Raw genomic sequence first — 23,881 nt, 5'->3', positions numbered from 1 at the left:
GGATGTGCAACTCATCAGGCCAACATGCGCACCTTGGGCTCACGATCCCACTGGCGGGTGCGGGCGGGGGCCAGAAAGGCCTCGGCGTCCTTGGACAGGTCGATCACGCCTGCGTCCGGCTCGACGCCCGCCTTGTCCAGCAGGGGCTGGGCCTCGGGGGTGTAGCCGACGGCCTTGAGGTGACCGAAGGCGTCCTTGGCGAAGTCGACCGCGGCGCCTTCCTTCATCAACTGGGCGCAACCTTCCTCGGACAGGACGATGGCGACCGCGTCGAACAGGACCGAAGGGCTGCCGGCCAGCTGACCGTCGGCGACCAGGGTCTTGCCGCCTTTCAGCTTTGCGCCGCCGATCTTGGGGGCGACGATGAAGACCGAACCGCCGTCGCCTTCGACCGTCGCACGCACGGATTCGATGACCGCGCCGTCAGAGCCGTCGGCGACCAGGATGGCGACCTTTCGGCCCTTCAGGGTGTCGGGATATTTGCCGACGATACGAAGCGCAGGTGAGGCGTCCAGATCGATGGGGGCGACGGCCGGTTCCGACGCCTTGGGCAGGGGCAGGTTCAGGCCGTCGGCGACACGCTGGGCCAGGGTTTCATCGACGTTCTGCAGATTGGCCAGAACGCGCTCGCGGACGTGGGCCAGAGACACCTTGGACAGTTCGAACACGATGGCGCTTGCCAAATGGGCCTGTTCGATTTCGGTCTGCGAGCGGAAGAACAGCCGCGCCTGGCTGTAGTGGTCGGCGAAGGTCTCTGCGCGCAGCCGGACCTTTTCGACCTCGACCGGAACGGGCGCGGTGCGGAAGCCGCCCTTGGGATCTTCGCGCGGGCCGCCGTCCTCGCCCGCCTCGGCCAGGCTGTTGGGTTCATAGTTGGCGCGGCCCTTCGGCACGGCCATCTGCATATGGCCATCGCGCTGGAAGTTCTGGAAGGGGCAGCCCTTGGCCTGGTTGATTGGGATCTGGTGGAAGTTGACCGTGCCCAGGCGCGACAGCTGGGTGTCCTGATAGGAGAACAGCCGGCCCTGCAGCAGCGGATCTTCCGAGAAGTCGATGCCCGGCACGATATTGGTCGGCAGGAAGGCCACCTGTTCGGTCTCGGCGAAGAAGTTGTCGGGGTTACGGTCCAGGACCATGCGGCCGATCACGCGGATCGGATAGTCCTCCTCCGGCACCAGTTTGGTGGCGTCCAGAATGTCGAACGGCAGGGCGTCGGCCTGTTCCTGGGTAAACAGTTGCACGCCGAACTCCCATTCGGGGAAGTCGCCCTGGTCGATGGCTTCATACAGGTCGCGGCGGTGATAGTCGGGGTCGGCGCCAGCGATCTTGACCGCCTCGTCCCAGCAGGTGGATTGCGTGCCCAGCTTTGGCCGCCAGTGGAACTTGACCAGGGTGGCGACGCCCTCTGCGTTCAGCAGTCGGAAGGTGTTGACGCCGAAGCCTTCCATCATGCGCAGGCTGCGCGGGATGCCGCGATCCGACATGGCCCACATGACCATATGCATGCTCTCGGGCATCAGGCCGATGAAGTCCCAGAAGGTGTCGTGCGCGCTGGCCGCCTGGGGATAGCCCTTGTCCGCCTCCATCTTCACCGAATGGATCAGGTCCGGGAACTTGATCGCGTCCTGGATGAAGAAGACGGGGATGTTGTTGCCAACCAGGTCCCAGTTGCCCTCGGTCGTATAGAATTTGACCGCAAAGCCGCGCACGTCGCGCGGCGTGTCCACCGACCCCGCGCCGCCGGCGACAGTCGAGAAGCGCGTGAACAGTTCGGTCTTCTTGCCGACCTCGGTCAGGATCTTGGCGGTGGTGAACTCCGACAGGCTGTCGGTCAGTTCGAAGAAGCCGTGGGCGGCCGACCCGCGAGCGTGAACAATCCGTTCGGGGATCCGCTCATGGTCGAAATGCTGGATCTTCTCGCGAAGGATGAAGTCCTCCAGCAGGGTCGAGCCGCGCGGCCCGGCCTTCAAGGAGTTCTGGTTGTCGCTGATCGGCACGCCGTGATTGGTGGTGATGCGGGTCTGCGGCGTGGCGGCGGTCTGGTGAAGCTCGCCGGCGTTGCCGAGCGGGGACGCACCGGCGGGGGTGGGGGTCTTGGCCATCTGGAAACCTTGGGGCGACGGCGTCCACAAAGCGCGGCGCGCATCGTGACCGTAACGTCCCTCAGGGTCGATGGTTCTGCGCGGCATCGTTCATAACGATCAATGCCGCAGAGAGATGTCACTCAAGCCTTCTGACCGTCAGTGTTAGCGTGATCGGTTTCACCTCTGGCAGCAGCGGCTAAGTCGCGGCGCTCACCGTGTCAGAACTCTTCCCAGCCATCGCTGTTCGCGCCGACCGCGATGTCCCGGCCGCCGGCGACCTTGATCACGCGCTGTTCGATGCGAGGCGAGGGGCGCGTCATGCTGCGGCTTGACGCCGCGGCGGGCGCATGGCGCGCGGCGCCTTTTCCAGCGGAGACCTGGAAGAAGGCGACCTCGGATGACAGTTCGGCGGTTTCCTGACGCAGGGCGGTGCTGGCGGCGGTGGCTTGTTCGACCATGGCGGCGTTCTGCTGGGTCACCTGATCCATCTGGTTCACGGCGACATTGATCTCCTGAAGGCCGGTCGCCTGTTCCTTGGCGGAGGCGGCGATCTCGACGACCAGGGCGCTGATGTCGTCGACCTGCGAGGCGATGGCCTGCAGGGCCGAACCGGCCTGGCTGACCAGGCGCACGCCGTTCTCGACTTCGGAGCCGGACTTGGAGATCAGGGTCTTGATCTCTTTCGCGGCCTCGGCCGAACGTTGGGCCAGGGCGCGGACCTCGGAGGCCACGACGGCGAAGCCGCGACCCGACTCTCCGGCCCGCGCCGCCTCGACGCCGGCGTTCAGGGCCAGCAGATTGGTCTGGAAAGCGATCTCGTCGATGACGCCGACGATCTGGCTGATCTGTCGCGAGCCGTCCTCGATCTTCTGCATGGCCTCGACGGCGTTCATGACGACTGCGCCGGAGGCCTCGGCGCTCTTGCGAGCGCCATTGGTGACATCGGCGGCCTGGTTTGCGGCCTCGGCGGTCTTCTTGACCGTGACGGTGATTTCGTCGAGCGCGGCGGCGGTTTCTTCCAGGGCGGCGGCCTGCTGTTCGGTGCGACGCGACAGGTCCTCCGATGCCTGGCTGATCTCGCCGGCGCCGGAATCGATGCCCTGAACCGAACCCAGCACGCCCGTGACGGTCTCTTCCAGGCGGGAGATGGAGCGGTTGAAGTCGGTTTTCAAAATCTCGCTGCGGTCAGGGAAGGGGGCGTCGATGCGGTAGATCAGATCGCCTTCGGCCAAGGCCGACAGGCCCTTGCCCAGGCTTTCGATGACGACGGTGTTCTCGGCGGCTTCCTGCTGCGCCAGGGCTTCACGGCGGCGACGTTCGACTTCGGACTGGTCACGCATCGATTCCGTTTCCGTCTCCAGCGCCTCGGCGCGCAGGCCGTTGTCGCGGAAGACCTGCATGGCCTGGGCCATGGCCCCGACTTCGTCCTTGCGGTCGGTGTCGGGAATGGCGACGTCCAGCTTGCCGTTGGCCATGACCGACATGGCCCCGGTCATTCGGCGGACGGGCGCGACCATCAGGATGGACAGTTGCACGCCCAGGAAGACGGCGGCGGCGACCAGGATCAGCCCCCCGACCGCCAGGGCGATGAAGGAGGCGGTGATCGCCGACGCCTGTTCGGCGTCGCGCACGTTCATCCGCTCGACTTCCATATCGCGAAGGTCGGTGATGGCCTTGGTGATGTGGGTGACGCGCACCCTGTCGCCGGAATCGATCACGACGCGGCGCGCGGCCTCGATACGGGCAGGGTCCAGCGCCGCCTCGGTCAGCGGCGTGCCGAACTCGGTGCGCCAGGCGGCGGCGTCGGCCTGGGCCTTCTCGACCAGCGCCTTCTCTTCGGGCGTCAGGTTGGCGGCGCCGAGAGCGGCCACCGAGGCTTCGAACTGTTCCCAGCCCTTTTTGTAAACGTCCAGATAGTCGGCGTTCCCGGTCAGCAGCACGCCGCGCATCTGCGAGTTCAGGCGAATGAAACCCTTCTCGGCCACATGGGTGTGGTCGATGATCGACTTGCTTTCGGCGTTCAGTTCGGCCGCCGTCTTCATCGCCGACAATTGGAAGAAGACCGCCCCGATCATGGCGGCCGCTACAGTCAGCAAAAGGGCGAAGGCGATCGCCAGTTTCCGCTGCATCGGGATGTTCTTCGGGTTCATGCGGTCATCTCGGCGGCTTTGGGGCGGAAGCCCGGAACGGCGGACCGTTCCGGGCAAGATGTAGTCTAGAAGGCGGTCTGGACGCGGACGGTGGCGGTGTTGCCGTTGTCGTCGCCGATGAAGGTCCCGGTGCGGTTATCGACCGACCAGGCGCTCCAGTGGGCGGAGACGCGGGTGTTGTTCGTCGGGTACCAGTTGACGCCCAGCAACCAGGTGTCGGCTTCGCCGCCGGTCGGGTTGTCGCTGTAGTCGGCGGTGTCGTAGCGGCCGACGATCTCGACCGCGCCGTAGCCGTCGGTTCCCAGCGGGTTCAGCACCTTGGGTCGGCCCCAGGTTCCGGTGCGGGGCGAAAGCGGCGGTTTCTCGCCCGTGATGAAGAAGCCGGCGGAGAGGCTGTAGGCGTCCTGATCGAAGTCGCGCGCGGCGGTCTCGACCACGCGCTTGCCGCCTTCGGCCATCAGCCAGCCCGAGCGATGCACGCCGCCCAGTTCCAGCCCCAGACCCTTGCTGCCCTTGGGATCGGCGATCGTTCCGCCCGACAGGCGCAGATTATCATTGCCGCGCGACGAGAGGACCAGGCTGCGCGAGGCGATCGACGCGTTCGGCGTCAGGTCCTCGACAAAGCCCCAGCCGCCGAGATGTAGGAAGCCGGCGTCGGTCTTGAACGGCGACCAGTGGGTGCGGCCCATCAGGGTGACGCTGTCATTGGCTGTGCCGGTGCTGATGGCGTCGCCGGTGACCGAGAGCGAGGCGTGCCAAACGCTGCCGGTCAGTTTGGAGGTCACGCCGACACCATAGGCGCCGCGTTCCGGGCCGATGGTCGAGACCATCAGGCTGCGTTCCAGGAAGGGAACCACGTCTTCCGCCGTCCCGCCCTCGACGCCGCGGTCGTTCAGGCGCTGGCCTGCCGAGACCTCCAGGTCGCGGCCGCCGATCTTGGTGTTATAGGCGACGAAGGCGTTGGCGACGCTGACGGCGTTGTCCGCGAGGTCGGCTTCGATCCAGTAGGTGAAGCCGCCGGCGATCTTGCCTTGGCCGCCAAGGCGCAGGCCGCGCAGCTCGGTCGTGGTCAGATTGCGGTTGTCGAAGTCCGAGCCGAATGTGTTGGACAGGTCGGCCGTGACGCGGATGCGCGGCTTGAAGGTGAAGCCGCCGTCCGGGCTGCGCAGTTCAGGCAGGCCCGTGGCCCAATCGACAGGCGCCGGAGCCGGCGAGGCCGTGGTGGCGGCGGTTTGAACCGAGCGCGGCGCAGATGCCGTGAGGGCGGCCGGGCTTCCAGCGACGACGGGCCCGGCTTGAGCGGCAGTCTGCGACTGCGCCTCAAGCTGTTCGAGGCGGGCGGACAGGGCCTGCACCTGAGCGCGCAGAGCGGCGATCTCGTCGGCGGACGGCGCCGACTGGGCAAAGGCGGAGGTGGCGAGCGCGGCAAGGCCGACACCCGCCGCGAAAGTGCGGTGAATGTGCATGAACAACACGTCTAAAGGACGATTGTTAAGGAGCCCCCAAATCGCGATACGGAAAACTGCGTAGCTTGGGAGCAGCGCCGCCAGAGGTTTGCAAGCGCGCCGGGATCACGCAGGTGCGAACTCACCGCCTCTACCTGGGGGCGCGGGTCTCATCGATCAGAACGGGAAGAAGATCGGGATCGCCACCATGGCCGCCACCCAGGTGACCAGGTTCAGCGGCAGGCCTACACGCACGAAGTCCATGTAGCTGTAGCCGCCCATGTTGAAGACCAGCACATTGGTCTGATAGCCGAACGGCGTGGCGAAGGCGGCGGAGGCGGCCATCATCACACAAACCAGGAAGGGCCGGGGATCGACCCCCAGGCTCTCGGCCAGGGCCACCGCGATGGGGGTGATCAGCACCGCGACCGTGGCGTTGGACAAGAGTTCGGTGGCGAACAGGGTCACGCCGTACAGCACGATCAGCGCGCCCAGCGGACCCATGGGCCGGATCACGCCGATGAGACGATCCGCGCCCGCAGAGGCCAGGCCGGTCACCTCGATGGCCGTGCCGACGACCACCATGCCGGCGATAAGCAGCAGGATTTCGGGCCGTAAGCCGGCATAGGCCTCTTCTGGCGTGATGACCCTCAACAGGATCAGCCCCACCGCGCCCGCGAAGGCCGAGGCGGCGATCGGCGCCCAGCCCAACGCGGCCGAGGCGATCACCAGGACGAAGATGGCGAGCGAGATCATCGCCGGTCGCAACTGGAAGGGTCGATCCGCCGCTCCATACAGATCAACGTCGCCCAGGTGCGCATCGCCTGAACCGTCGGACTGATTGCGCGACTCGCCCAGGCGCGGCAGGCCGAAGGGCAGGATGCGTTTACGTCGCCCTGCGGCCTCCGCCTCGGTGCGCCGGCGCGTCTCTTCCATCTCGGCCAGGCGCGCGGCCTGCGCCTCGTCCATGGCGACTGACCGGCCCAGTTGCCGGGCGCCGACGAAATAGAGCCACAGGCCCCCGACGACGGCGATGAACAGGCCCACCGGCGTGATCTCGAACAGGCCGAAGACGGGCTGACCGGCGTTGCGCGCCATGTCGTTGACCAGAAGGTTGGTCGAGGTGCCGATCAGGGTCAGCAGACCGCCCAGCACGGTGACGTGGCTGAGCGGCATCAGGAAACGCTTGGGCGACAGTTTCAGCGACTGAGCCACATCCCGGATCACCGGCGCCGCCAGCACCACCACCGGCGTATTGTTCAGGAAGCCGCCGACCGAGCCGCACAGGCCGATGACGATCCATATGCCCCTCGCGCCGATCCGGGCGGCCAGCTGGGTCGCCTGGCGGATCAGCAGACCCAGCAGGCCCGACAACTCGATCGCATAGGCGATGACGAACAGGCCGGCCAGGGCGATGACGGCGGGACTGGCGAAGGCGCCCTGCACCTCGACGGGGCGCACGACGCCCAGCAGCAGAAGCACGGCGGCGCCGGTCAGGGCGACGACGTCGGCGCGAACCTTGCCGTGGATCAGCACGCCGACCACGCCGATGAGCACCGCAAGCGCAGCGATCTGATCGAATGTCATGATCCCGTGCAGACCGCCCCCCGCCACGCTCGTCAACCTTTTTCGGATGGTCGCCCCCAAAACAGCGAACTGCGTGCTAGAGTGGTTCCATGCTCGAACCGATCGCGTCGCCTCGCCCGTCGGTCGTCGCGCTCGCGGCGTCCCTTCTCCTTTTCGGTCCCGTTCTCGGTGGTTGCCAGCGCGAGGAGGCCGAGCCTGCGCCACAGCCCGCACCCGTTGCGGCGCCGACGCCTGTGGTCACCGTCGCCTCCTCACCGACCCTGGATCGCGCAAGCCTGCTTCAGGCTGTGGACCTCGCCGCCTCGGCCTTTGCGGCGGGACATGAGGTCGGGGGCGCGTCCCTGGCGGGCCGACGGTTCGTCGTGCGCCAGGCCTTTGGCTGCGGCGGTCCGGCCTTGTCATCCGCTGAAACAACCCCCGACGACGGTCTGCCGACCCTCTCATGGGGCGAGCGCAATCAAAGCCTGAAACTGAGCCTGGCGCCCGGCGACTGGTCGCAATCGGCCCTGATCGCCGATGACGCCGAGACCTGGGAAGCGGCCGAGGGCTTCTGGCTGGCGCGTCCCTGGTTGCGGGCCGAGGGGTGTCCGGCCGCGCAGGGCGATCCTCTGACCCAGGGTCAGGCGTCGCCGCAGACCATGGGGCTGGCGGCAGTCTTCAACGAGGGCGGTTCGCGGACCGGGCGTCGCAACGGTCGCGCCTATGAGTTCACCGTGCGGGGCGAGGGCGACCAGCCGCCCGTCGCGCCTGCCCAAGGGTATCGACTGGTGCTGGAGGGCCGCATGGCCGCCTTCGCAGACGGTCGCGCCGTCCGCTGCCGCGCGTCTGGCCCGGATCAGCGGCCGATCTGCATCGGCGCCGTCCAACTGGATCGCGTCGCCTTCGAAGACGCCGACGGCAAGATGTTGAGCGAATGGCGCGACGGCTGAGGGCCTGGTCGGCCGTCAAGCGGGCTTCGGCCAGCGTCAGGCGGCGTAGTATTTGCGGTAGGCCTGGTAGTCGTAGCCGGCATGGCCATAGTCTTGTTTCGCCTGTGCCCTGACATCGACCTGGGTCAGGGTAACGCCCAGGGTGCGAGCGCCGGACTGGTTCAGGATGCGGATTGCGGCGGCGACGGCGCGGGCGGGGGTTTTGCGCCAGCGGGCCAGCAGCAGGACGGCGTCGGCCTTGGCCGCCAGGACGCGGGCGTCGGCCAGGACCAGCACCGGCGCTGTGTCGATGACGATCAGATCGAACGCCTGACGCAGTTCGACCAGCAGGGCGTCCATGGGCGGGGCGGCGAACAGGTCGTCTGCCGACAAACCGGCGCCCGACAACGGCAGGACGTGCGCGCCTGAGGCTGGGTCCAGCACCAGGAGGTTCCGCCAGGACGCCGCGCCGTGCAGCACCTCGGCCAGACCCGCATCGGGATTCAGGCCCAGCATACGCGTGACCCCGCGCCGACGCGGGTCGCCGTCGATCAGCAGGATGCGGCCGCCCGACCGGGCTGCGACGCGGGCCAGGCAGACGGCGGCGGTGGTCTTGCCCTCGCCGGGCAGGGCGGAGGTGATGGCGACGACGCGGCCGGCCGGCTCGCCCACGACGCTGACGATGGGGGTGATCGAGGTGCGCAGGGCGCGAAACGCCTCGGTGAAGACCGACAACGGTCGGTGCAGCACCAGGTCGATGGGATGCAGGTCGCAGTCTTCCAGGGCGGCGACGGACGAGGCCAGCGGGATTGCGCCGATGGGGGGCAGGCCCAGCTTGCGTTCGATGTCTTCGGGACCGCCGAGGCCGGTCTGCATCGTATTGGCGACGATGACGGCCAACGCGCCTGCGCCGACGCCCAGCACCAGACCCAGCGCGAGGCTGAGCATCAGGTTCGGCGCGCTCTGCGAGGTCGGCGGCGTGGCGCGCGAGACGATGCGGGCGTCGGCCTGTTCGACGCCGGTCTGGGCGCTGGTTTCGCGATAGCGGTCCAGGAAGGCGCGGTAGATGGCTCGGGCAGCCTCGGCCTCGCCTTCCAGTTCGCGCAGGCGGACCGAGGCGGCGTTGTTGTCGGCCAGGACGCTGCGCGCGGCGTTCAGGCTGGCCTGGACCGAGGCGGCGCGCTGCTGGGCGACCTGGGCCTGGGCATCCAGGTTGGAGACGACGCGGCGGATCTCGGCCTGGATCTGGGCGTCGATGTCGGCCAGCTCCTGGCGGGCGCGGATCATGTCGGGGTGCAGGGGGCCGTAGCGGACGGACAGGTCGGCGACGCGGGTGCTGATCGCCGCGCGCTGGGCGCGCAGGTTCTGCACCACGGGCGAGGTCAGGGCCTCGCCGACATCGTCGCCGTTCGATCCGGCCGCTATCTGGGACCGGGCGGTGCGCAGGCGCGCGTCCTGTTCGGCCTGCTGGGCGCGGGCGGACGCCAGTTGCTGATTGTAGACCGAGATTTCCTGCTCGGTCAGGGTCGCGCCCTGGGCGCTGAGCAGGCCGTTTTCGATGCGGTAGAGGGAGACGGCGGCGTCGGCGGCCTCGACCTGGCGGCGCAGGTCCTCCAGCCGGGCGCCGAGGAAGGCGTTGGCCTGGCTGTTGGCGTCGAACTTGGCCGTCAGCTGGGACTGTAGGTAGCGTTCGGCGAAGGCGTTGGCGATGCGGGCCGCCTTGGTCGGGCTGTCCGAGGTGAAGCCGACCGCCATCGAATAGGTCAGGCCGACGCGGCGCACGGTCAGGCGACGGCTGACGGCGTCGATGACCTGTTGGCGTTCGATCTCGCGGTCGGGGATCGCGGCGCGGCCGATGCGGTCGGCGAGGGCGGCGAAGGTGGATTTGCGCAGTCGGGCGTTGAACTCGGGATCCTGGGTCAGGTTCAGCGCGTCCACGACGCCGGCCGCGAGTTGGGGCGACTTCAGCACCTCGACCTCGGTGTCGACGATGGCGGCCTCGACGTCGAGGGCGGACAGGACCGCCGGGCCGGCGATCACCTGTTCCTTTCGGGTGTTGATCTGAAGGTTGGCGGTGGCGGTATAGACCGGCGTCTGGCCTAGCATCAGGGCGAGAACGATCAGGCAGACGACGACCGCGACCGCCAGGAACAGGCCGGCGCGACGGCGGAAGGCGGCGACGTAGCGTTGGAGGTCGATGTCGTCGTCGGAAGGCATGGTTCCGAGGGCAGGGTCGTTCGTCTGTGTCATCGCGCCATCGAACGGTGATCGTCCGTGTCAGTGGTGCGGCGGCGCCTTCAGGTTGTCAATCTTCGCTCGACCTAGAACCGGGCGGTGGAGCCCACGTAGAACCGCGTGGTTCGATAGTTGGGGCCTTGGGCGGCGCCGGACGAGGACTGGTCGAGCCATGTCAAGCCGGCGGTGAAGCCGTAGCGGCGATTGATCCGGTAGACCGCGCTGACCCCGGCCCCGAAGCGCGTGTCGGTTCGGGCCAGACCGTTGTAGGCGTCATCGGCATAGGTCGCCTGTGCCGTCAGGATCAGGTTGCGCAGCAGCTCGTGATCGACGCTGAGCGACAGGTCGGTGCGCAGGGCGCCGGCCGAGCCGATTACGCCCGTATCCTCGACGGTTCGTGCTGCGGCCGCAGTAACAGTCGTCAGCTGCGTAGGGAACCAGGACAGCTTCGCCCGGCCGCCGAAACCGTCCAGGTCGCCGAACGCCGCGTCCTCGAAGTCCTGGCGGATATAGCCGGCGGCGATCTCGCCCCGGATCAGGGCGCCCAGTTCGAAATCCACGCCCGCCAGGGTCTGATGGCCCGACGAGGTCCGCAGGGGCCGGCCGGCGATGCGGTCGTAGTCGCGGTCGTCGCTGGTGATCTGCAGGAAAATCGCCGTAGTGGGCGAGAGGGCGTAGTCGGCGCGGCCGGTCAGGGTGAAGACCGCGCGGTCGCGGTCGTCCTGTTCGATTACGGCGCCGGTGTCGCTGAAACCGTCGCGATAGTCGTAGCGATGAACGGCGGCGCGCGCCGAGACGCGCAGACGCCCCGTGGCCCGTTCGGCGCCGAGAGAGGCGGAGGCCAGGTCGAAGGCGATGGGACGTCGCGCGGTCGGATCGGCGCCGGCGGCGGTGCGGACCTCGTGGTCATGGGCGTAGTCGGCAGCGAAGGTGATGCTGGAACCGCGAACGACATCGAGGCGGCCGGCGCCGCCCAGATTCCAGTCGATGGTATTCTCGCTGTCGAAGTCGAGATTTCGGTCGATCTGGGTGCGGGCTTGGGCCTGGAGTGCGTGGCGGGACCAGTTGGATTTGGCGGCGATCTCGGGGCGCAGTCGCAGGGTCGTGGCGGCTTGGCGGTCGTCGTCGGCGGCGAAGACATTGTCGTCATGGACGATGTCGAACTCAAGCCGTGGGAAGACGGTGAAGCCGCCGGTGCGGATGCCCAGGGCGTCATAGGCGGGTTGCGGACGGTCGCGGACGGCGATGGCGCGGTCGCGGGCGAACAGGTCGACCGTGCGATCCTGGGCTGTCCTGACGGACTGGGCCGAGGCTTCTGACCCGCCGAACAGAGCCAGTGCGGCGGCGGCCGGAAGGATGTCGCGTCGCATCGGCCCCCGCCTTTCGCTTCAGCCGTTCTCGTATTGCCGCCACCAGGCGACGAACGTCTCCAGCCCGGCTTTCAGCGGCACCTTGGGCTGGTAGCCGCAAAGGGCGTTCAGTTTGGAGATGTCGGCATAGGTGGCGGTCACGTCGCCCGGCTGCATGGGCCGCATGACCTTCTTCGCCTCGACGCCAAGTGCGTTCTCCAGCGTCGAGATCATGTCCATCAAGCCGACCGGCTGGCTGTCGCCGATGTTGTAGACCTCATGCACGCCCTGAGCCGGCGGGTGGTCCAGCACGGCGACCACGCCGTCGACGATGTCGTCGATATAGGTGAAGTCGCGCGCCATCCGGCCCTCGCCATAGACCTCGATCGGGTCGCCGCGCACGATCTTCTGGGTGAAGCTGAAATAGGCCATGTCGGGCCGGCCCCAGGGGCCATAGACGGTGAAGAAGCGCAGGCCCGATTGCGGGAAACCATAGAGCTTGGCGTAGCTCTGGCTCATCAGTTCGCACGAGCGTTTGGTCGCGGCGTAGAGCGAGACGGGATTGACCGTCGGGTCGTCCTCGCGAAATCCCGAACCCTCCAGCGGCCGGTCGCCATAGACCGAGCTGGAGGAGGCATAGACCATATGGGTCACGCCATTGTGCCGCGCGGCCTCCAGCATCGACAGATGACCGGCCAGGTTGGACCGCTCATAGGCGAAGGGGTTCTCCAGCGAATACCGCACGCCCGCCTGGGCCGCGAGATGGACGATCCGCTTGACGCCGGCGTCGCCGACCAGCGCCCGCATCTGTTCGTGATCGGCGATGTCGGCGCGGACCATCCGAAAGCCGTCGCGGCCTTCCAGCCGCGCGGCGCGGGCCGCCTTCAGGCGCGGGTCGTAGTAGTCGTTGAAGATATCGACGCCGATCACCTGTTCGCCCCGGTCCAGCAGGCGCTCGGCGACGTGCATGCCGATGAAGCCGGCCGCACCTGTGACGAGGATCGGCGACCCCATCAGCCGCGCCCGATGCCCATGTAGCGGAAGCCGCGGCTCTTCATGTCTTCGGGCCGATAGATGTTGCGCAGATCGACCAAGACCGGCTGTTTCATCAACAGCTTGATGCGGTCCAGATCCAGGGCGCGGAACTGGTCCCATTCGGTGACCAGGACCACGGCGTCCGCGCCGACGACGGCGTCATAGGCGCTGTCCTTCATCTCGACGCCCGGCAGCAGTTTGGCGGCCTCGTGCATGCCCTCGGGGTCGAAGGCCTGGACCTTGGCGCCGGCGGCGATCAGGGCGGGCGCGATGTCCAGGCTGGGCGCGTCGCGCATGTCGTCGGTGTTCGGCTTGAAGGTCAGGCCCAGCAGGGCGACGGTCTTGCCCGCGACACTGGTTCCCAACGTCGTCGAGACACGATCGGCCATGGCCTTTTTGCGGGCGTCGTTGACCTCGACCGTGGCCTCGATCAGCCGGGTTGGAGCGCCGTACTGCTGGGCGGTGCGGACCAGGGCGATGGTGTCCTTAGGAAAGCATGAGCCGCCGTAGCCGGGGCCGGCATGCAGGAATTTCGAGCCGATCCGCTTGTCCAGACCGATGCCGCGCGCGACCTGCTGCACGTCGGCCCCGACGGCTTCGCACAGGTCGGCCATCTCGTTGATGAAGGTGATCTTCATCGCCAGGAAGGCGTTGGCGGCGTATTTGATCAGCTCGGACGTGCGTCGGCCGACGAACAGCAGCGGGCTCTCGTTCAGGTTCAGCGGACGATAGAGTTCGCTCATCACCTTCTGGGCGCGCGACCCTGTATCGCCTTCGATGTCGTCGATGCCGATGACGACGCGGTCGGGCCGTTTGAAGTCGCCGATGGCGGCGCCCTCACGCAGGAACTCTGGATTGGAGACCACGGCGAAGTCGGCGTTCGGATTGGTCTTTCTGATGATGGCCTCGACCTCGTCGCCTGTGCCGACCGGGACGGTGGACTTGGTGACGATGACGGTGAAGCCCTCGATCAGGCCCGCGATTTCTTCCGCTGCGGCGTGGACGTAGGAGAGGTCGGCGTGGCCGTCGCCGCGACGCGTCGGCGTGCCCACGGCGATGAAGACGGCGTCGGCCTTACGTATGGCCTCGGCGCCGTCCAGGGTGAAGAACAACCGGCCTTCGCGCACATTGGCGGCGACCAGGTCGTCCAGCCCCGGCTCGAAGATCGGAATCTCGCCCCGCTCCAGCCGTTCGATCTTGGACGGGTCCTTGTCGATGCACGTGACGACGTGCCCGAAGTCGGCGAAACAGGCGCCGGACACCAGGCCCACATAACCCGTCCCAATCATCGCTACGCGCATCGAAATCCCTCATCAGCGGCGACGCGACCTTTAGCGGGGCGGTGCGCTTGGGGACAATGGCTTTTGGTTTCTTGGTGCAACCGGATGCAGCCGACGCCTCGCGGCGCCGGCTGCAGGCAACAGGCCTAGAGGACGCCGATCATCGAGGCGACCAGCGGGTGACGGACGATGTCGCGTTCGGCCAGGCGAACCACGGCGATGTCCGGCACGGCCTCAAGACGAGCGGACACATCGGACAGGCCCGAGATACCCGGCAGCAGGTCGGACTGCTGGGGGTCGCCCGTGACCACCATGGTCGAGTGCCATCCCAGGCGGGTCAGCAGCATCTTCAGCTGGACGTAGGTGCAGTTCTGCGCCTCGTCCACGACGATGAAGGCGTTGTTCAGGGTGCGGCCGCGCATATAGCCGATGGGGGCGATCTCGATCAGGCCCTCGGCCATCAGAGCCTTGACCCGCTTCATCGACAGACGATCCGACAGGGCGTCGTAGAGCGGGCGCAGATAGGGAGCCAGCTTGTCTTCCATGTCACCCGGCAGGAAGCCGATCGATTCGCCGGCCTCGACGGCAGGGCGGCTGAGCACGATGCGGCCGATCTTGCCGGCCTCCAGCGCCTCGACGGCCTTGGCGACGGCGAGATAGGTCTTGCCGGTGCCTGCGGGACCGAGCGCCATGACCAGATTGTGAGTGGCGATGGCCTCCATCAGCTCGATCTGGCCCTCGGACTTGGGCTTCAGCGTCTTGAGATAGGCCTGGTCGCGGTCGTCGTTCGACGGGTTGGGCGACCAGCCCGACCGTTCATTGTGAGGGGCATGGAGCCGGCGAACTTTCGACTCCTCCATGAAGTCACGCGAATCCAGAATTCCGTGTTCACGCGTTTGACGCTTGGTTGCAGCACGCTTGGTCATGGACGCCTCCAGGGCATGAAAAAAGGCGGACCCGAACGGGCGCCGCCTTGGATGGTCTTGGGGAGGAAAGGGTCGCGGCCCGCATCGCAGCGACCGCCCGGATCGACAGCAGGGCCGTCCGCAACGGGACAGGCCCGCCGCCGAACAACCGAACCAGGATCCCAACGCGCCACGCGAAAGCCCCGACTAGTGACCGGACCGGGCTTGATCCGGCTTCGGATCCGGGGCCGAAATGACGCCCCACGAATCGCATCAACAGTTTGATGCTATCGTGGTTAGCGATCCGTTAAAGCCCTCATTTTTCAAAGATTAGGCGGTGCACTGATGACCATTTACGCTTTGGGCGACAGCAAACCGCAGCTTCCGCCGCTGGGCGAATACTGGGTGGCGCCGAGTGCGTCGGTGATAGGGAATGTGATTCTGCACACCAACGCCAGCGTCTGGTTCGGCGCCGTGCTGCGCGGGGACAATGATCCCATCACAGTGGGTCCTGACAGCAACATTCAGGACGGCAGCGTCCTGCACACCGACATGGGATCGCCCCTGACCTTGGGGCGCGGCGTGACGGTGGGGCACAAGGCCATGCTGCACGGCTGCGAGGTCGGGGACTACAGCCTGATCGGCATCGGGGCGGTGGTGCTGAACGGGGTGAAGATCGGGCGCAACTGCATCATTGGGGCCAACGCGCTGATCACCGAGGGCAAGATCATTCCCGACAACAGTCTGGTCGTGGGGCAGCCCGGCAAGGTGGTGCGCGAACGCGATCCGGCGCACATCGCCGCGCTGCAGATGTCGGCCGAACACTATGTGCAGAACTGGAAGCGGTTTGCGGCGGAGCTTCGGGCTCTATGATCCGCTGAGAACCGCCCGCGCCGCCGCCGCGTCGGCGTCGATCTGGGTCTTCAGCGCATCCAGCCCGTCGAACGTTTCCTCGCCACGCAGCCAGGCGACCAGTTCGGTGTCCAGCGTTAGGCCGTAGAGGTCGCCGTCGAAATCGAACAGCCAGACCTCCAGCAGCGGGGTCTCCAGCGCATACATGGGACGCACGCCCAGGCTGGCGACGCCGTCGATGGTCCGGCCGTCCGCCAGGCGGCTGCGCGTCGCATAGACGCCGTAGGCGGGCCGCATATAGTCGCCTAACGCGACGTTGGCGGTCGGCACGCCGATGGTGCGGCCGCGCTTGTCGCCGTGGATCACCTCACCCCGGATGGCGAAGGGGCGCCCCAGGATGGCAGTGGCGCGGGCCATGTCGCCAGCTTTGAGGGACTCGCGCACGGCGCTGGACGACAGTTTCAAGCCATCAGAGTCGTCCAGGCGTTCGGCCAACGAGACGGTGAAGCCCAGCCGCTCGCCATAGGCGCGCAAAGCCTCGGGCGAGCCGGAGCGGCCCTTGCCGAAGGTGAAGTCGAAACCGACGGCGGCGTGGCGGACGCCCAGGCCGTCGGACAGCACGCGCTCGGCGAAGGCGGCGTCGGTCATGCCGGCCATCTCGGCGTCGAAGGGCAGCAGATACAGGATGTCCACGCCCAGCGGCGCCAGGGCCTCGGCCATCTGGTCGGCGGTCATCAGGCGGAAAGGGGCGGCTTCGGGCTGGAACCAGCGGCGCGGATGGGGATCGAAGCTGACGACGCCGAGGGGCGCGCCCAGTCGTTCGGCGGCGTCATGCGCGCCGGCGATGACGGCCTGATGCCCCCGATGCACGCCGTCGAAGGCGCCGACGGCGACCGCCGCGCCCTTCAGGGCCTCGGACAGGCCGCGCCAGTCGCGGACGATCTGCATCAGCGCTGGGACGGTTTGCGCCGACGAGGGACGCGGACGACGGCGACGCCGTCCATGATCATGGACTCGCCGACGAAGCCTTCGCAGCTGAGCTTGACCCGCGCGCTCTCGGCCTCGACCTCGATCACGGTGATCACGATGCGAACGACGTCGTCGATGCGCACCGGCTGATGGAAGGCCAGGGTCTGGGAGATGTAGATCGACCCCGCGCCCGGCAGCATGGTGCCGACCACCGCCGAGCCGAACGAGGCGCTGAGCAGGCCGTGGGCGATCCGGCCGCGATAGGCGGTTTTGGACGCAAAGGCCTCGTCCAGGTGGACGGGATTGAAGTCGTCGGACGCCTCGGCGAACAGCCGGATGCGGTCCTCCGTGGCGACGACGATTTTCTCCGCGGCCATGCCGACGTGAAGTTCGTCCAGGATGTAACCACCGGACGGATGCTGCTGAACCAATTCGACCATGAAGCAGGCTTTAGCTGCGGTGCGACAAAATGGCGAGCCTTACCAGGCGAGTTCGAGCGCGGCGTATCGCGCATATGTTGTTTCAGCCTTCAGCAGATCGCCGGCGCGGGCGGGGTCAAGCGTACCGTCCTCGCCCTTGGCCTGGTCGCCATGGATGCCCTGGGCGATGAACAGGCAATCTAGCGCCTGGGCGTTGGCGCCCATGACGTCGGTGACGACGCCGTCGCCGATGCACAGGACGCGCGACCGATCGACCGGACGGCCCAGCAGGGTTTGCGCCTCGTGGAGGGCCAGGTCGTAGATGGGGGCGAAGGGCTTGCCCGCCATGACCACGCGACCGCCCAGGGATTCGTAGAGGTCGGCCAGCGACCCGCCGCAGTAGATCAACTGGTCGCCGCGCTGCACGACGCGGTCGGGGTTGGCGCATATCAGTTCGATATCGCGCGCCGCGCCGACGGAGAACCGCTCGCGATAGTCCTCGGGCGTATCGACCGTGTCGTCGAAGGGGCCGGTGACGGAGATGAAGGCGGCATCCTGGGCGCTGTCGGCGCGCTTGAGGTCCAGGCCGGCGTACAGGGGGGCATCACGCTCGGGGCCGACGATCCAGGCCGGACCGGGCGCGCGCTTGGCCAGTTCGGCGCGGGTCGCGTCGCCGGAGGTGACGAAGGCCTTCCACGCCTCGCGCGGCACGCCCAGCCCGTCCAACTGGGCGATCACATCCAAGGCCGGACGGGGCGAGTTGGAGATCAGGACGACATGGCCGCCCTCGCGGTTGAACCGCGTCAGCGCCTCGCACGGCGCGGCCCAGCTCTCGCGGCCGTTATGGATCACGCCCCAAACGTCGCAGAGCAGGATGTCATAATCGCCGGCGACGGCGCCGAGGTGGGGCAGGGCGTGGGGGAGGGTCATGGGAGGCAAGTAGAGGTTCGGGCCCTCGCGCGAAAGTCTCCTCTCCATGAAATGGGGAGGAGACGTTCAGCTCAGCCCGCTTCCTTCAACTGCCCTTCCAGGCCCTGTTCGCGGACCTTGCGGTACAGGGTTGAGCGGCCGATCCCGAGGCGCCGCGCGATCTCGCTCATATGGCCGGCATAGACCTCAATGGCGTGCTGGATCAGGTCGCGTTCGATGTCTTCCAGCGTCCGCAGATGCCCGCGGTCGTCCAGGATGCGGATCGGCTGGTCCGCCTGGCTGGCGTTATCGGCCTGGGCGCTGGCGGCCGTGGCGGCATACAGGGGCTGGGCGTCCGGCATGGGGGCGGCGATGCCCGATACGGCGGGGAAATCGTGCGGCTGAAGGAAGGGCGCGTCGGCCAGGACGATGGCGCGGAAGACGGCATTCTCCAGCTGGCGCACATTGCCGGGCCAGTCGAAGCCTTGAAGCAGAGCCAGGGTCTCGGGCGCGCAGCCGGCGATCCGCTTGCCTTCCTCGGCGTTGAAGCGGGCGATGAAATGATCAACCAGCGGCGCGATGTCCTCGCGCCGATCGCGCAGGGACGGGGCCTCGATCGGAAACACGTTCAGGCGATAGAACAGATCCTCGCGGAAGGCGCCGTCCTTGACCTGCTGGGCGGGGTCGCGATTGGTCGCCGAGACGATGCGCACGTCGATCTTGACCAGCCGCTTGCCGCCGACGGGATCGATCTCGCCTTCCTGCAGGGCGCGCAGCAACTTGACCTGCATATCCAGCGGCAGTTCGCCGATCTCGTCCAGGAACAGGGTGCCGCCGTCCGCCTCGCGGAACTTGCCCAGCGTCTTGTCCACGGCGCCGGTGAAGGCGCCCTTTTCGTGCCCGAACAGGATGGATTCGATCAGATTGGCGGGCAGGGCGCCGCAGTTGACGGCGATGAAGGGCTTGCCGGCCCTTTCGCTGGCGCCGTGCAGGGCGCGGGCGATGACCTCCTTGCCGACGCCGCTTTCGCCGGTGATCAGGACGGGGATCGAGGATTTGGCGGCCCGGGCACCCAGCGCCTTGACCATCCGCATCGGGGCGCTGTCGCCCACGATGTCGTCGAAACTGGTGCGGCCCTGGACACGCTTGGTCAGGCGTCCGACCTCGGCCGTCAGACGCTTCATCTGCATGGCGTTACGCACGCCGACCAGCAGCCGCTCGGGCCCGACCGGCTTGACGAAGAAGTCCTGGGCCCCGGCCTGCATGGCCTTGACCACCATGTCGATACCGCCGTTGGCCGTCAGCACGATGACCGGCTCGTTGATCCCGGCGCTGCGCAGTTCGGCCAGGCATTCCAGCCCCGACATCTCGGGCATGATCATGTCCAGCAGGATCAGGTCGGCCCCGCCGCCGCGCACCATCCGGTCGATGGCCTCGCCGCCGCTGGCGGCATGGACCACGGCGTTGCCGTCCCGCTCCAGCACGGCCTGGATCAGCCGGCGCTGGGTCGGATCGTCGTCAACGACCAGAATGGTCTTGGCCATGAAAGCCCCTTGTGCTGTCGCCACCCCTGTCGCGGATGGATCGTTTCGGGACGATTTCTAGGAAGTCGAGGTGAAAATCGGGTGATGGGGCATGGTGTCCGCCGCGTTAACGGCCGCTGGGATCGTCGCACCGAATCTCGGGCGTCGCCTGCAGTTTTTGACCCCCGACGATCAGGTCCGGCAGGGCGGCTGGCGCCGTGGTCACGCCTGTCGAGAGGGCTCCGTACAGGGCCTCGGCATTGCGGTTGCATGCGGCCTGATACTGCCCGACCTTGCGCCACTGCACGTCTTCGCCGTTCTGCTGGAACGCCAGGACCGTTTGCGCCATCGCCACCAGCAAGTCGTCTCGGCCGTCGCCGTTCAGATCCAGCGTCCGCACCGTGCATGGACTGGCCACGGAGCAGCCGAACAGGACATCGGCCTGGCTTTCGATCTGCGTTTGGAAGCTGACGGGAATGGTCTGACCTGCAACGGCTTTCAGACGAACGGCCGCCGCGCGATCCCGACGCGCCTTGGGCGTGTCGCCGGACCGGTAGGTTCTGGCCTTGGCCGCGCGGGCCAGGCGCGCGGTCTCGGCATTGGTGGATCGCGTCAACACATCAAGTGCGGCCGTCCCGACCTTGCCGCTCTCGAGTCTCAGGAAATCATAGTCGAAGTCCCGAGCCGAGACTGCGCCGCGTTCCAGTCGCGCGATCTGATCCTTCACCGATATCCGCGCGGGATCAGCCAGGGGGCTGAACAGGGCCAGGATGACCAGGACCGACAGGACGGCGGCGACGACATTGGTCCGCTCCAGCGGCTTCATCCAGCCGCCCGGCTTCGCTGCCGCCAGTACATAGCCCGCGCCATAGACCGCCCCGACCAGGGCGCAGGCGGCGGCGATGATCCGGTCGGGCGTCAGGCCGTGCTGGCCGATCCGCAGAGCCAGTCCCCACAGGGCCAGGACGACCAGGGGCGCGATCAGCACCGAGGCGACGCGCACGCCGTATTTCAGCACGATCGGCGGCACATTGTCGGGCCGCCCGTCCTGATAGGCCGTGTTGATCAGCACGATCAGGGCGGCGGCGGCCGACAGCACCAGGGCCGTGGCGCTGCGCGTCTCCCACAGGCCGTCCAGTCCGGTGAAGGGCAGGGCCGCCAGGAAACCGCCGACCAGCACGGTGATCACCAGCAGCAGCCAGGACAGCAGCATCAGGGCCACGGTCCGCACGCCCCGGATCAGGCCATCACGCACATCGGTCAGTTGGACCGCCGTGGCGAAGATCAGGACCGTGACGGGGATGGAAAACCAGGCTTCGCCCAGGATGTCCTGCAGGAAGCTGAGGCCGATCATCTTGAACAGGGCCGCGCCCAGGTGCAGCAACACCCAGAAGGCGCCGGTGAACCCCAGCGACAGGGCCAGCTGCACCCCGGCCTTCCAGGTCACGTCGAAATACTCGCTATAGTCGACGATCAAGCGCCGTTCGCGGATCGCCGGGACGATCAGATGATGGGCGATGAACAGGGCCGCCGCGCCGAACGCCAACACCGGGAAGCTGAGGAAGGGCGCCTGCCGGAAGGTTTCCACCGCCTGACGCGCCACATCGTGCGCACCCAGCAGGGCCAGAACCAGGGTGGCGACGGCCGTCCATGGAACCAGCGCCGCCGGCTTGATCCGCCCCGCCCCCGCCAGCAGGACGACGGGACCATAGCCTGCGGCCAGGGCCAGGGCGCCGAACACGGCCGGTGGGGTTTCAGGCCAGACATTCTTGTCCGCCGCCAGATACAGCAGATATAGCGCCAGTCCCTGAACCAGGCCGGTCGCCAACCGAATCGCGAACAGGCCCGACGCCCCGCCCAAGCCTGTGCGGCCGGTGTCTTGATGCGTCGTCTCGGTCATTCACGTGTCTCCAAAATGCAGGATCGCACGGCCGGCGCCGTCGAGAAAGCGTGACGGAAGGTTGCGACTGTCGTCTGACATCCCCAGAACAGGGGTCATGAACGCTCCTTTCAAGACGCCCAGCACCGAAGCCCCGCTGTGGGACCTGACCGATCTCTATGCGTCGCGTGACGACGCCAAGGTCGCGGCCGACCTGGAAAAGGCGCGGGGCCTAGTGGATTCGCTGAACGGCCTGAAGGGAAAACTGGCCGCCGAACAGGACGCCGCCAGCCTGGGCGCCGTGCTGGACCGGGCCATCCATCTGTATGAGCAGGCGTCGGACGTGCTGGGCGCGCTGGGCGCCTACGCCTTCCTGTCGGCCTCGACGGCGCGCGACGATGCGACGGCCCAGGGGTTCGAGGCGGATGTGCGCGAGAAGATCACCGCCATCGCCACACCGACGGTCTGGCTGACGCTGGAGATCAATCAGATCGACGATGCGGCGCTTGAGGCCGCCCTGACCGCCCACGCCGGCGCGGGGCGCTGGCGGCCGTGGTTGCGGCGGGTGCGGGCGATGAAGCCGCACGAACTGTCGTCCGAGCTGGAGACCTTCATCGCCGAGCGCGGGCCGATCACCGCTCAATGGCCGCGTCTGTTCGACGAGCAACTGGCTGCCCTGCGCGCGAAAGCGGGAAGCGAGAGCCTGACCCTGGCCGAGGCGCTGAACCGTCTGTCGGACGCCAAACCTGCACGCCGCAAGGCCGCCGCCGAGGGCCTGTCGGAGGCCCTGGCAGCCCGCGCCCCGACCCTGGCCTTGGTGCTGAACACGGTCGCCGCCGACAAGGCGATGGAGGATCGCTGGCGCGGTTTCAAACGTCCCGCCGACAGCCGCCACCTGGGCAATGAGGTGGACGGCGAGGCCGTGGACGCGATGGCCGAGGCCGTCGCCGCCGCCTATCCGCGCCTGTCGCATCGCTATTACGCGCTGAAGGCCAAGGCGATGGGCAAGGCGCGGCTGGATCACTGGGACCGCAACGCCCCGATCGAGACCACCGCGCCGCGCGCCTTCACCTGGACGCAAGGGCGCGAGATCGTGCTGGACAGTTTCTCTGACCTGGGCGGCGACTTCGCCGACCGTGCGGGCGGCTTCTTCGACAAGCCGTGGATCGACGGCCGGGCGAGGGCGGGCAAGCAATCGGGCGCCTATGCCCACCCCGTCACCGCCGACCGCCATCCCTATGTCTTCCTGAACTGGATGGGCGAGCGGCGCGATGTCCTGACGCTGGCGCACGAGCTGGGGCACGGCGTCCACCAGACGCTGGCGGCCGATCAGGGCACGCTTCTGGCCGACACCCCCCTGACCCTGGCCGAGACCGCCTCGATCTTCGCCGAGGGTCTGACGTTCGATCGCCTGCTGGCGACGGCGCCCAAGTCCGAGCAGCGCGGCCTGCTGGCCGGCCGGATCGAGGACGGGCTGAACACCGTCGTGCGCCAGATCGCCTTCCACCGTTTCGAGACCCGTTTCCATGACGAACGCCTGCAGGGCGAGGTGTCGCAGCAGCGGATCAATCAGTTATGGCTGGAGGAGATGGCCGCCTCGCTGGGGCCGTCGGTCAAGCTGAACCCCGGGTATGAACACTGGTGGCCTACGTCAGCCACTTCGTCCATTCGCCGTTCTACGTCTACGCCTACGCCTTCGGCGACCTGTTGGTGGCGGCCCTGATGGAGGCGCGACGCAATGACCCTACTGGCTTCACGCCCCTGTATCGCGACCTGTTGGCCGGCGGCGGATCGCGGACCTATGTCGAGGCGTTGAAGCCGTTCGGGCTGGACCCGCGCGACCCGGCCTTCTGGAGCGTGGGCTGCCAGAGGCTGGAGCGTCTGGTGGATCAGTTCGAAGCGCTGGCCTGAAACGATAGCTGACTGCGGGCTTGAGCGGGGCGGGCGCCTCGGTGTAAGTCCGCCATAACGACGAGGGGATTTAACGCATGGCCGACCTGCACGACACCGCCAACGCACCAGCGGATTCCGACGCGCAAGCCTATCTGCACGGCCATATGGAAGTGCGCGAGCAGGTCTCGACCTACCGTCTGTTCCTGAACCTGGCCAAGTGGGGCAGCCTGGCCATCGCCGTCCTGCTCCTGTTCCTGACCCTGTGGTTCCATCCGGGCGGCAGCTTCATCGCCGCCGTCATCGGCGCGGTCGTCCTGGGCGGCGCTGGCTTCGTGGCGCTGAAGTCCAAGCCGGACGCCGCGCACTGATCCCTTCATCGGTTGCGCGATTTCCCGCTGCGGCGGTCTGAAATCACGCGACCTGGCCAAGCTTTGGCATAACCGTGCTTTGACGGCTTGC

17 protein-coding genes and 1 pseudogene are annotated in these 23,881 nt (G+C 67.4%); 4 read left to right on the top strand and 14 right to left on the bottom strand.

All coding sequences use genetic code 11. The features are described 5' to 3' along the window. Nucleotides 1–14: 14 nt before the first annotated feature. From ACP693_RS01175 to ACP693_RS01160, 4 genes are all read right to left on the bottom strand, one after another. Nucleotides 15–2,102: a catalase gene (locus tag ACP693_RS01175; protein WP_426016038.1), complete on the bottom strand. Its 2,088-nt coding sequence runs from the start codon at nucleotides 2,100–2,102 to the stop codon at nucleotides 15–17. A 200-nt stretch (nucleotides 2,103–2,302) separates the two neighbouring features. Then, nucleotides 2,303–4,234: a methyl-accepting chemotaxis protein gene (locus ACP693_RS01170; protein WP_426016040.1), complete on the bottom strand. Its 1,932-nt coding sequence runs from the start codon at nucleotides 4,232–4,234 to the stop codon at nucleotides 2,303–2,305. A gap of 65 nt (nucleotides 4,235–4,299) precedes the next feature. After that, entirely contained in the window at nucleotides 4,300–5,700 is a 1,401-nt protein-coding gene (locus ACP693_RS01165) for an OprO/OprP family phosphate-selective porin (protein WP_426016042.1), read from the bottom strand. 156 nt (nucleotides 5,701–5,856) lie between these two features. Continuing rightward, nucleotides 5,857–7,266 carry an SLC13 family permease gene (locus ACP693_RS01160; protein WP_426016044.1) on the bottom strand — a complete coding sequence of 470 codons (1,410 nt, stop codon included), beginning with the start codon at nucleotides 7,264–7,266 and terminating at the stop codon, nucleotides 5,857–5,859. An 89-nt stretch (nucleotides 7,267–7,355) separates the two neighbouring features. Between ACP693_RS01160 and ACP693_RS01155 the strand changes: the two genes are divergently transcribed. Continuing rightward, nucleotides 7,356–8,195, top strand: a complete 840-nt coding sequence (locus tag ACP693_RS01155) for a hypothetical protein (protein ID WP_426016046.1) — start codon at nucleotides 7,356–7,358, stop codon at nucleotides 8,193–8,195. Nucleotides 8,196–8,231: 36 nt separating this feature from the next. Here ACP693_RS01155 and ACP693_RS01150 read toward each other — a convergent pair whose 3' ends face one another. The 5 genes from ACP693_RS01150 to ACP693_RS01130 form a co-directional block, all read right to left on the bottom strand. Next, on the bottom strand, nucleotides 8,232–10,391 hold the full coding sequence (locus ACP693_RS01150) for a GumC family protein (RefSeq protein ID WP_426016047.1): 2,160 nt from the start codon (nucleotides 10,389–10,391) through the stop codon (nucleotides 8,232–8,234). A gap of 104 nt (nucleotides 10,392–10,495) precedes the next feature. Then, a complete protein-coding gene (locus tag ACP693_RS01145; RefSeq protein ID WP_426016049.1) occupies nucleotides 10,496–11,779 on the bottom strand; it encodes an outer membrane beta-barrel protein in 1,284 nt (427 codons plus the stop codon). Nucleotides 11,780–11,797: 18 nt separating this feature from the next. Further along, nucleotides 11,798–12,772 (bottom strand): SDR family NAD(P)-dependent oxidoreductase, encoded by a 975-nt coding sequence (locus tag ACP693_RS01140; protein ID WP_426016051.1) that lies wholly within the window; start codon nucleotides 12,770–12,772, stop codon nucleotides 11,798–11,800. Continuing rightward, a complete protein-coding gene (locus ACP693_RS01135) occupies nucleotides 12,772–14,094 on the bottom strand; it encodes a UDP-glucose dehydrogenase family protein (RefSeq protein WP_426016053.1) in 1,323 nt (440 codons plus the stop codon). Before ACP693_RS01135 ends, ACP693_RS01140 begins: the two co-directional genes overlap by 1 nt. A gap of 125 nt (nucleotides 14,095–14,219) precedes the next feature. Then, entirely contained in the window at nucleotides 14,220–15,011 is a 792-nt protein-coding gene (locus ACP693_RS01130) for a PhoH family protein (protein WP_426019553.1), read from the bottom strand. Between the two features lie 312 nt (nucleotides 15,012–15,323). Here ACP693_RS01130 and ACP693_RS01125 point away from each other — a divergent pair, with 312 nt between their 5' ends. Then, nucleotides 15,324–15,851 carry a gamma carbonic anhydrase family protein gene (locus tag ACP693_RS01125; protein ID WP_426016055.1) on the top strand — a complete coding sequence of 176 codons (528 nt, stop codon included), beginning with the start codon at nucleotides 15,324–15,326 and terminating at the stop codon, nucleotides 15,849–15,851. Here ACP693_RS01125 and ACP693_RS01120 read toward each other — a convergent pair. The 5 genes from ACP693_RS01120 to ACP693_RS01100 form a co-directional block, all read right to left on the bottom strand. After that, nucleotides 15,846–16,778, bottom strand: coding sequence for a bifunctional riboflavin kinase/FAD synthetase (locus ACP693_RS01120; protein WP_426016057.1), 933 nt, complete (start codon nucleotides 16,776–16,778; stop codon nucleotides 15,846–15,848). The genes ACP693_RS01125 and ACP693_RS01120 overlap by 6 nt on opposite strands. Then, the gene (locus ACP693_RS01115; protein ID WP_426016058.1) at nucleotides 16,778–17,239 is read right to left on the bottom strand and encodes a MaoC family dehydratase; all 462 of its coding nucleotides are present in this window, start codon (nucleotides 17,237–17,239) and stop codon (nucleotides 16,778–16,780) included. Before ACP693_RS01115 ends, ACP693_RS01120 begins: the two co-directional genes overlap by 1 nt. Before the next feature lie 39 nt (nucleotides 17,240–17,278). After that, on the bottom strand, nucleotides 17,279–18,148 hold the full coding sequence (locus tag ACP693_RS01110) for a TIGR01459 family HAD-type hydrolase (protein WP_426016060.1): 870 nt from the start codon (nucleotides 18,146–18,148) through the stop codon (nucleotides 17,279–17,281). 71 nt (nucleotides 18,149–18,219) lie between these two features. Next, nucleotides 18,220–19,671: a sigma-54-dependent transcriptional regulator gene (locus tag ACP693_RS01105; RefSeq protein ID WP_426016062.1), complete on the bottom strand. Its 1,452-nt coding sequence runs from the start codon at nucleotides 19,669–19,671 to the stop codon at nucleotides 18,220–18,222. Between the two features lie 106 nt (nucleotides 19,672–19,777). Continuing rightward, the gene (locus ACP693_RS01100) at nucleotides 19,778–21,550 is read right to left on the bottom strand and encodes a DUF4153 domain-containing protein (protein ID WP_426016064.1); all 1,773 of its coding nucleotides are present in this window, start codon (nucleotides 21,548–21,550) and stop codon (nucleotides 19,778–19,780) included. A gap of 97 nt (nucleotides 21,551–21,647) precedes the next feature. Here ACP693_RS01100 and ACP693_RS01095 point away from each other — a divergent pair. Further along, nucleotides 21,648–23,440, top strand: a pseudogene (locus ACP693_RS01095) (M3 family oligoendopeptidase). Nucleotides 23,441–23,517: 77 nt separating this feature from the next. Beyond that, a complete protein-coding gene (locus tag ACP693_RS01090; protein WP_409712953.1) occupies nucleotides 23,518–23,790 on the top strand; it encodes an aa3-type cytochrome c oxidase subunit IV in 273 nt (90 codons plus the stop codon). The last annotated feature ends 91 nt before the right edge of the window (nucleotides 23,791–23,881 follow it).

This window comes from Brevundimonas sp. TWP1-3 (assembly GCF_049896085.1).
Classification (GTDB): Bacteria; Pseudomonadota; Alphaproteobacteria; order Caulobacterales; family Caulobacteraceae; genus Brevundimonas.
The sequence above is the reverse complement of the archived record's forward strand: the minus strand, read 5'-3'. Positions and strand labels throughout refer to the sequence as shown.

Coding starts and splice junctions, on each gene's coding strand:
- ACP693_RS01175 (WP_426016038.1), bottom strand. CDS start 2,102: ATGGCCAAGACCCCCACCCCCGCCGGTGCGTCCCCGCTCGGCAACGCC.
- ACP693_RS01170 (WP_426016040.1), bottom strand. CDS start 4,234: ATGAACCCGAAGAACATCCCGATGCAGCGGAAACTGGCGATCGCCTTC.
- ACP693_RS01165 (WP_426016042.1), bottom strand. CDS start 5,700: ATGCACATTCACCGCACTTTCGCGGCGGGTGTCGGCCTTGCCGCGCTC.
- ACP693_RS01160 (WP_426016044.1), bottom strand. CDS start 7,266: ATGACATTCGATCAGATCGCTGCGCTTGCGGTGCTCATCGGCGTGGTC.
- ACP693_RS01155 (WP_426016046.1), top strand. CDS start 7,356: ATGCTCGAACCGATCGCGTCGCCTCGCCCGTCGGTCGTCGCGCTCGCG.
- ACP693_RS01150 (WP_426016047.1), bottom strand. CDS start 10,391: ATGCCTTCCGACGACGACATCGACCTCCAACGCTACGTCGCCGCCTTC.
- ACP693_RS01145 (WP_426016049.1), bottom strand. CDS start 11,779: ATGCGACGCGACATCCTTCCGGCCGCCGCCGCACTGGCTCTGTTCGGC.
- ACP693_RS01140 (WP_426016051.1), bottom strand. CDS start 12,772: ATGGGGTCGCCGATCCTCGTCACAGGTGCGGCCGGCTTCATCGGCATG.
- ACP693_RS01135 (WP_426016053.1), bottom strand. CDS start 14,094: ATGCGCGTAGCGATGATTGGGACGGGTTATGTGGGCCTGGTGTCCGGC.
- ACP693_RS01125 (WP_426016055.1), top strand. CDS start 15,324: ATGACCATTTACGCTTTGGGCGACAGCAAACCGCAGCTTCCGCCGCTG.
- ACP693_RS01120 (WP_426016057.1), bottom strand. CDS start 16,778: ATGCAGATCGTCCGCGACTGGCGCGGCCTGTCCGAGGCCCTGAAGGGC.
- ACP693_RS01115 (WP_426016058.1), bottom strand. CDS start 17,239: ATGGTCGAATTGGTTCAGCAGCATCCGTCCGGTGGTTACATCCTGGAC.
- ACP693_RS01110 (WP_426016060.1), bottom strand. CDS start 18,148: ATGACCCTCCCCCACGCCCTGCCCCACCTCGGCGCCGTCGCCGGCGAT.
- ACP693_RS01105 (WP_426016062.1), bottom strand. CDS start 19,671: ATGGCCAAGACCATTCTGGTCGTTGACGACGATCCGACCCAGCGCCGG.
- ACP693_RS01100 (WP_426016064.1), bottom strand. CDS start 21,550: ATGACCGAGACGACGCATCAAGACACCGGCCGCACAGGCTTGGGCGGG.
- ACP693_RS01090 (WP_409712953.1), top strand. CDS start 23,518: ATGGCCGACCTGCACGACACCGCCAACGCACCAGCGGATTCCGACGCG.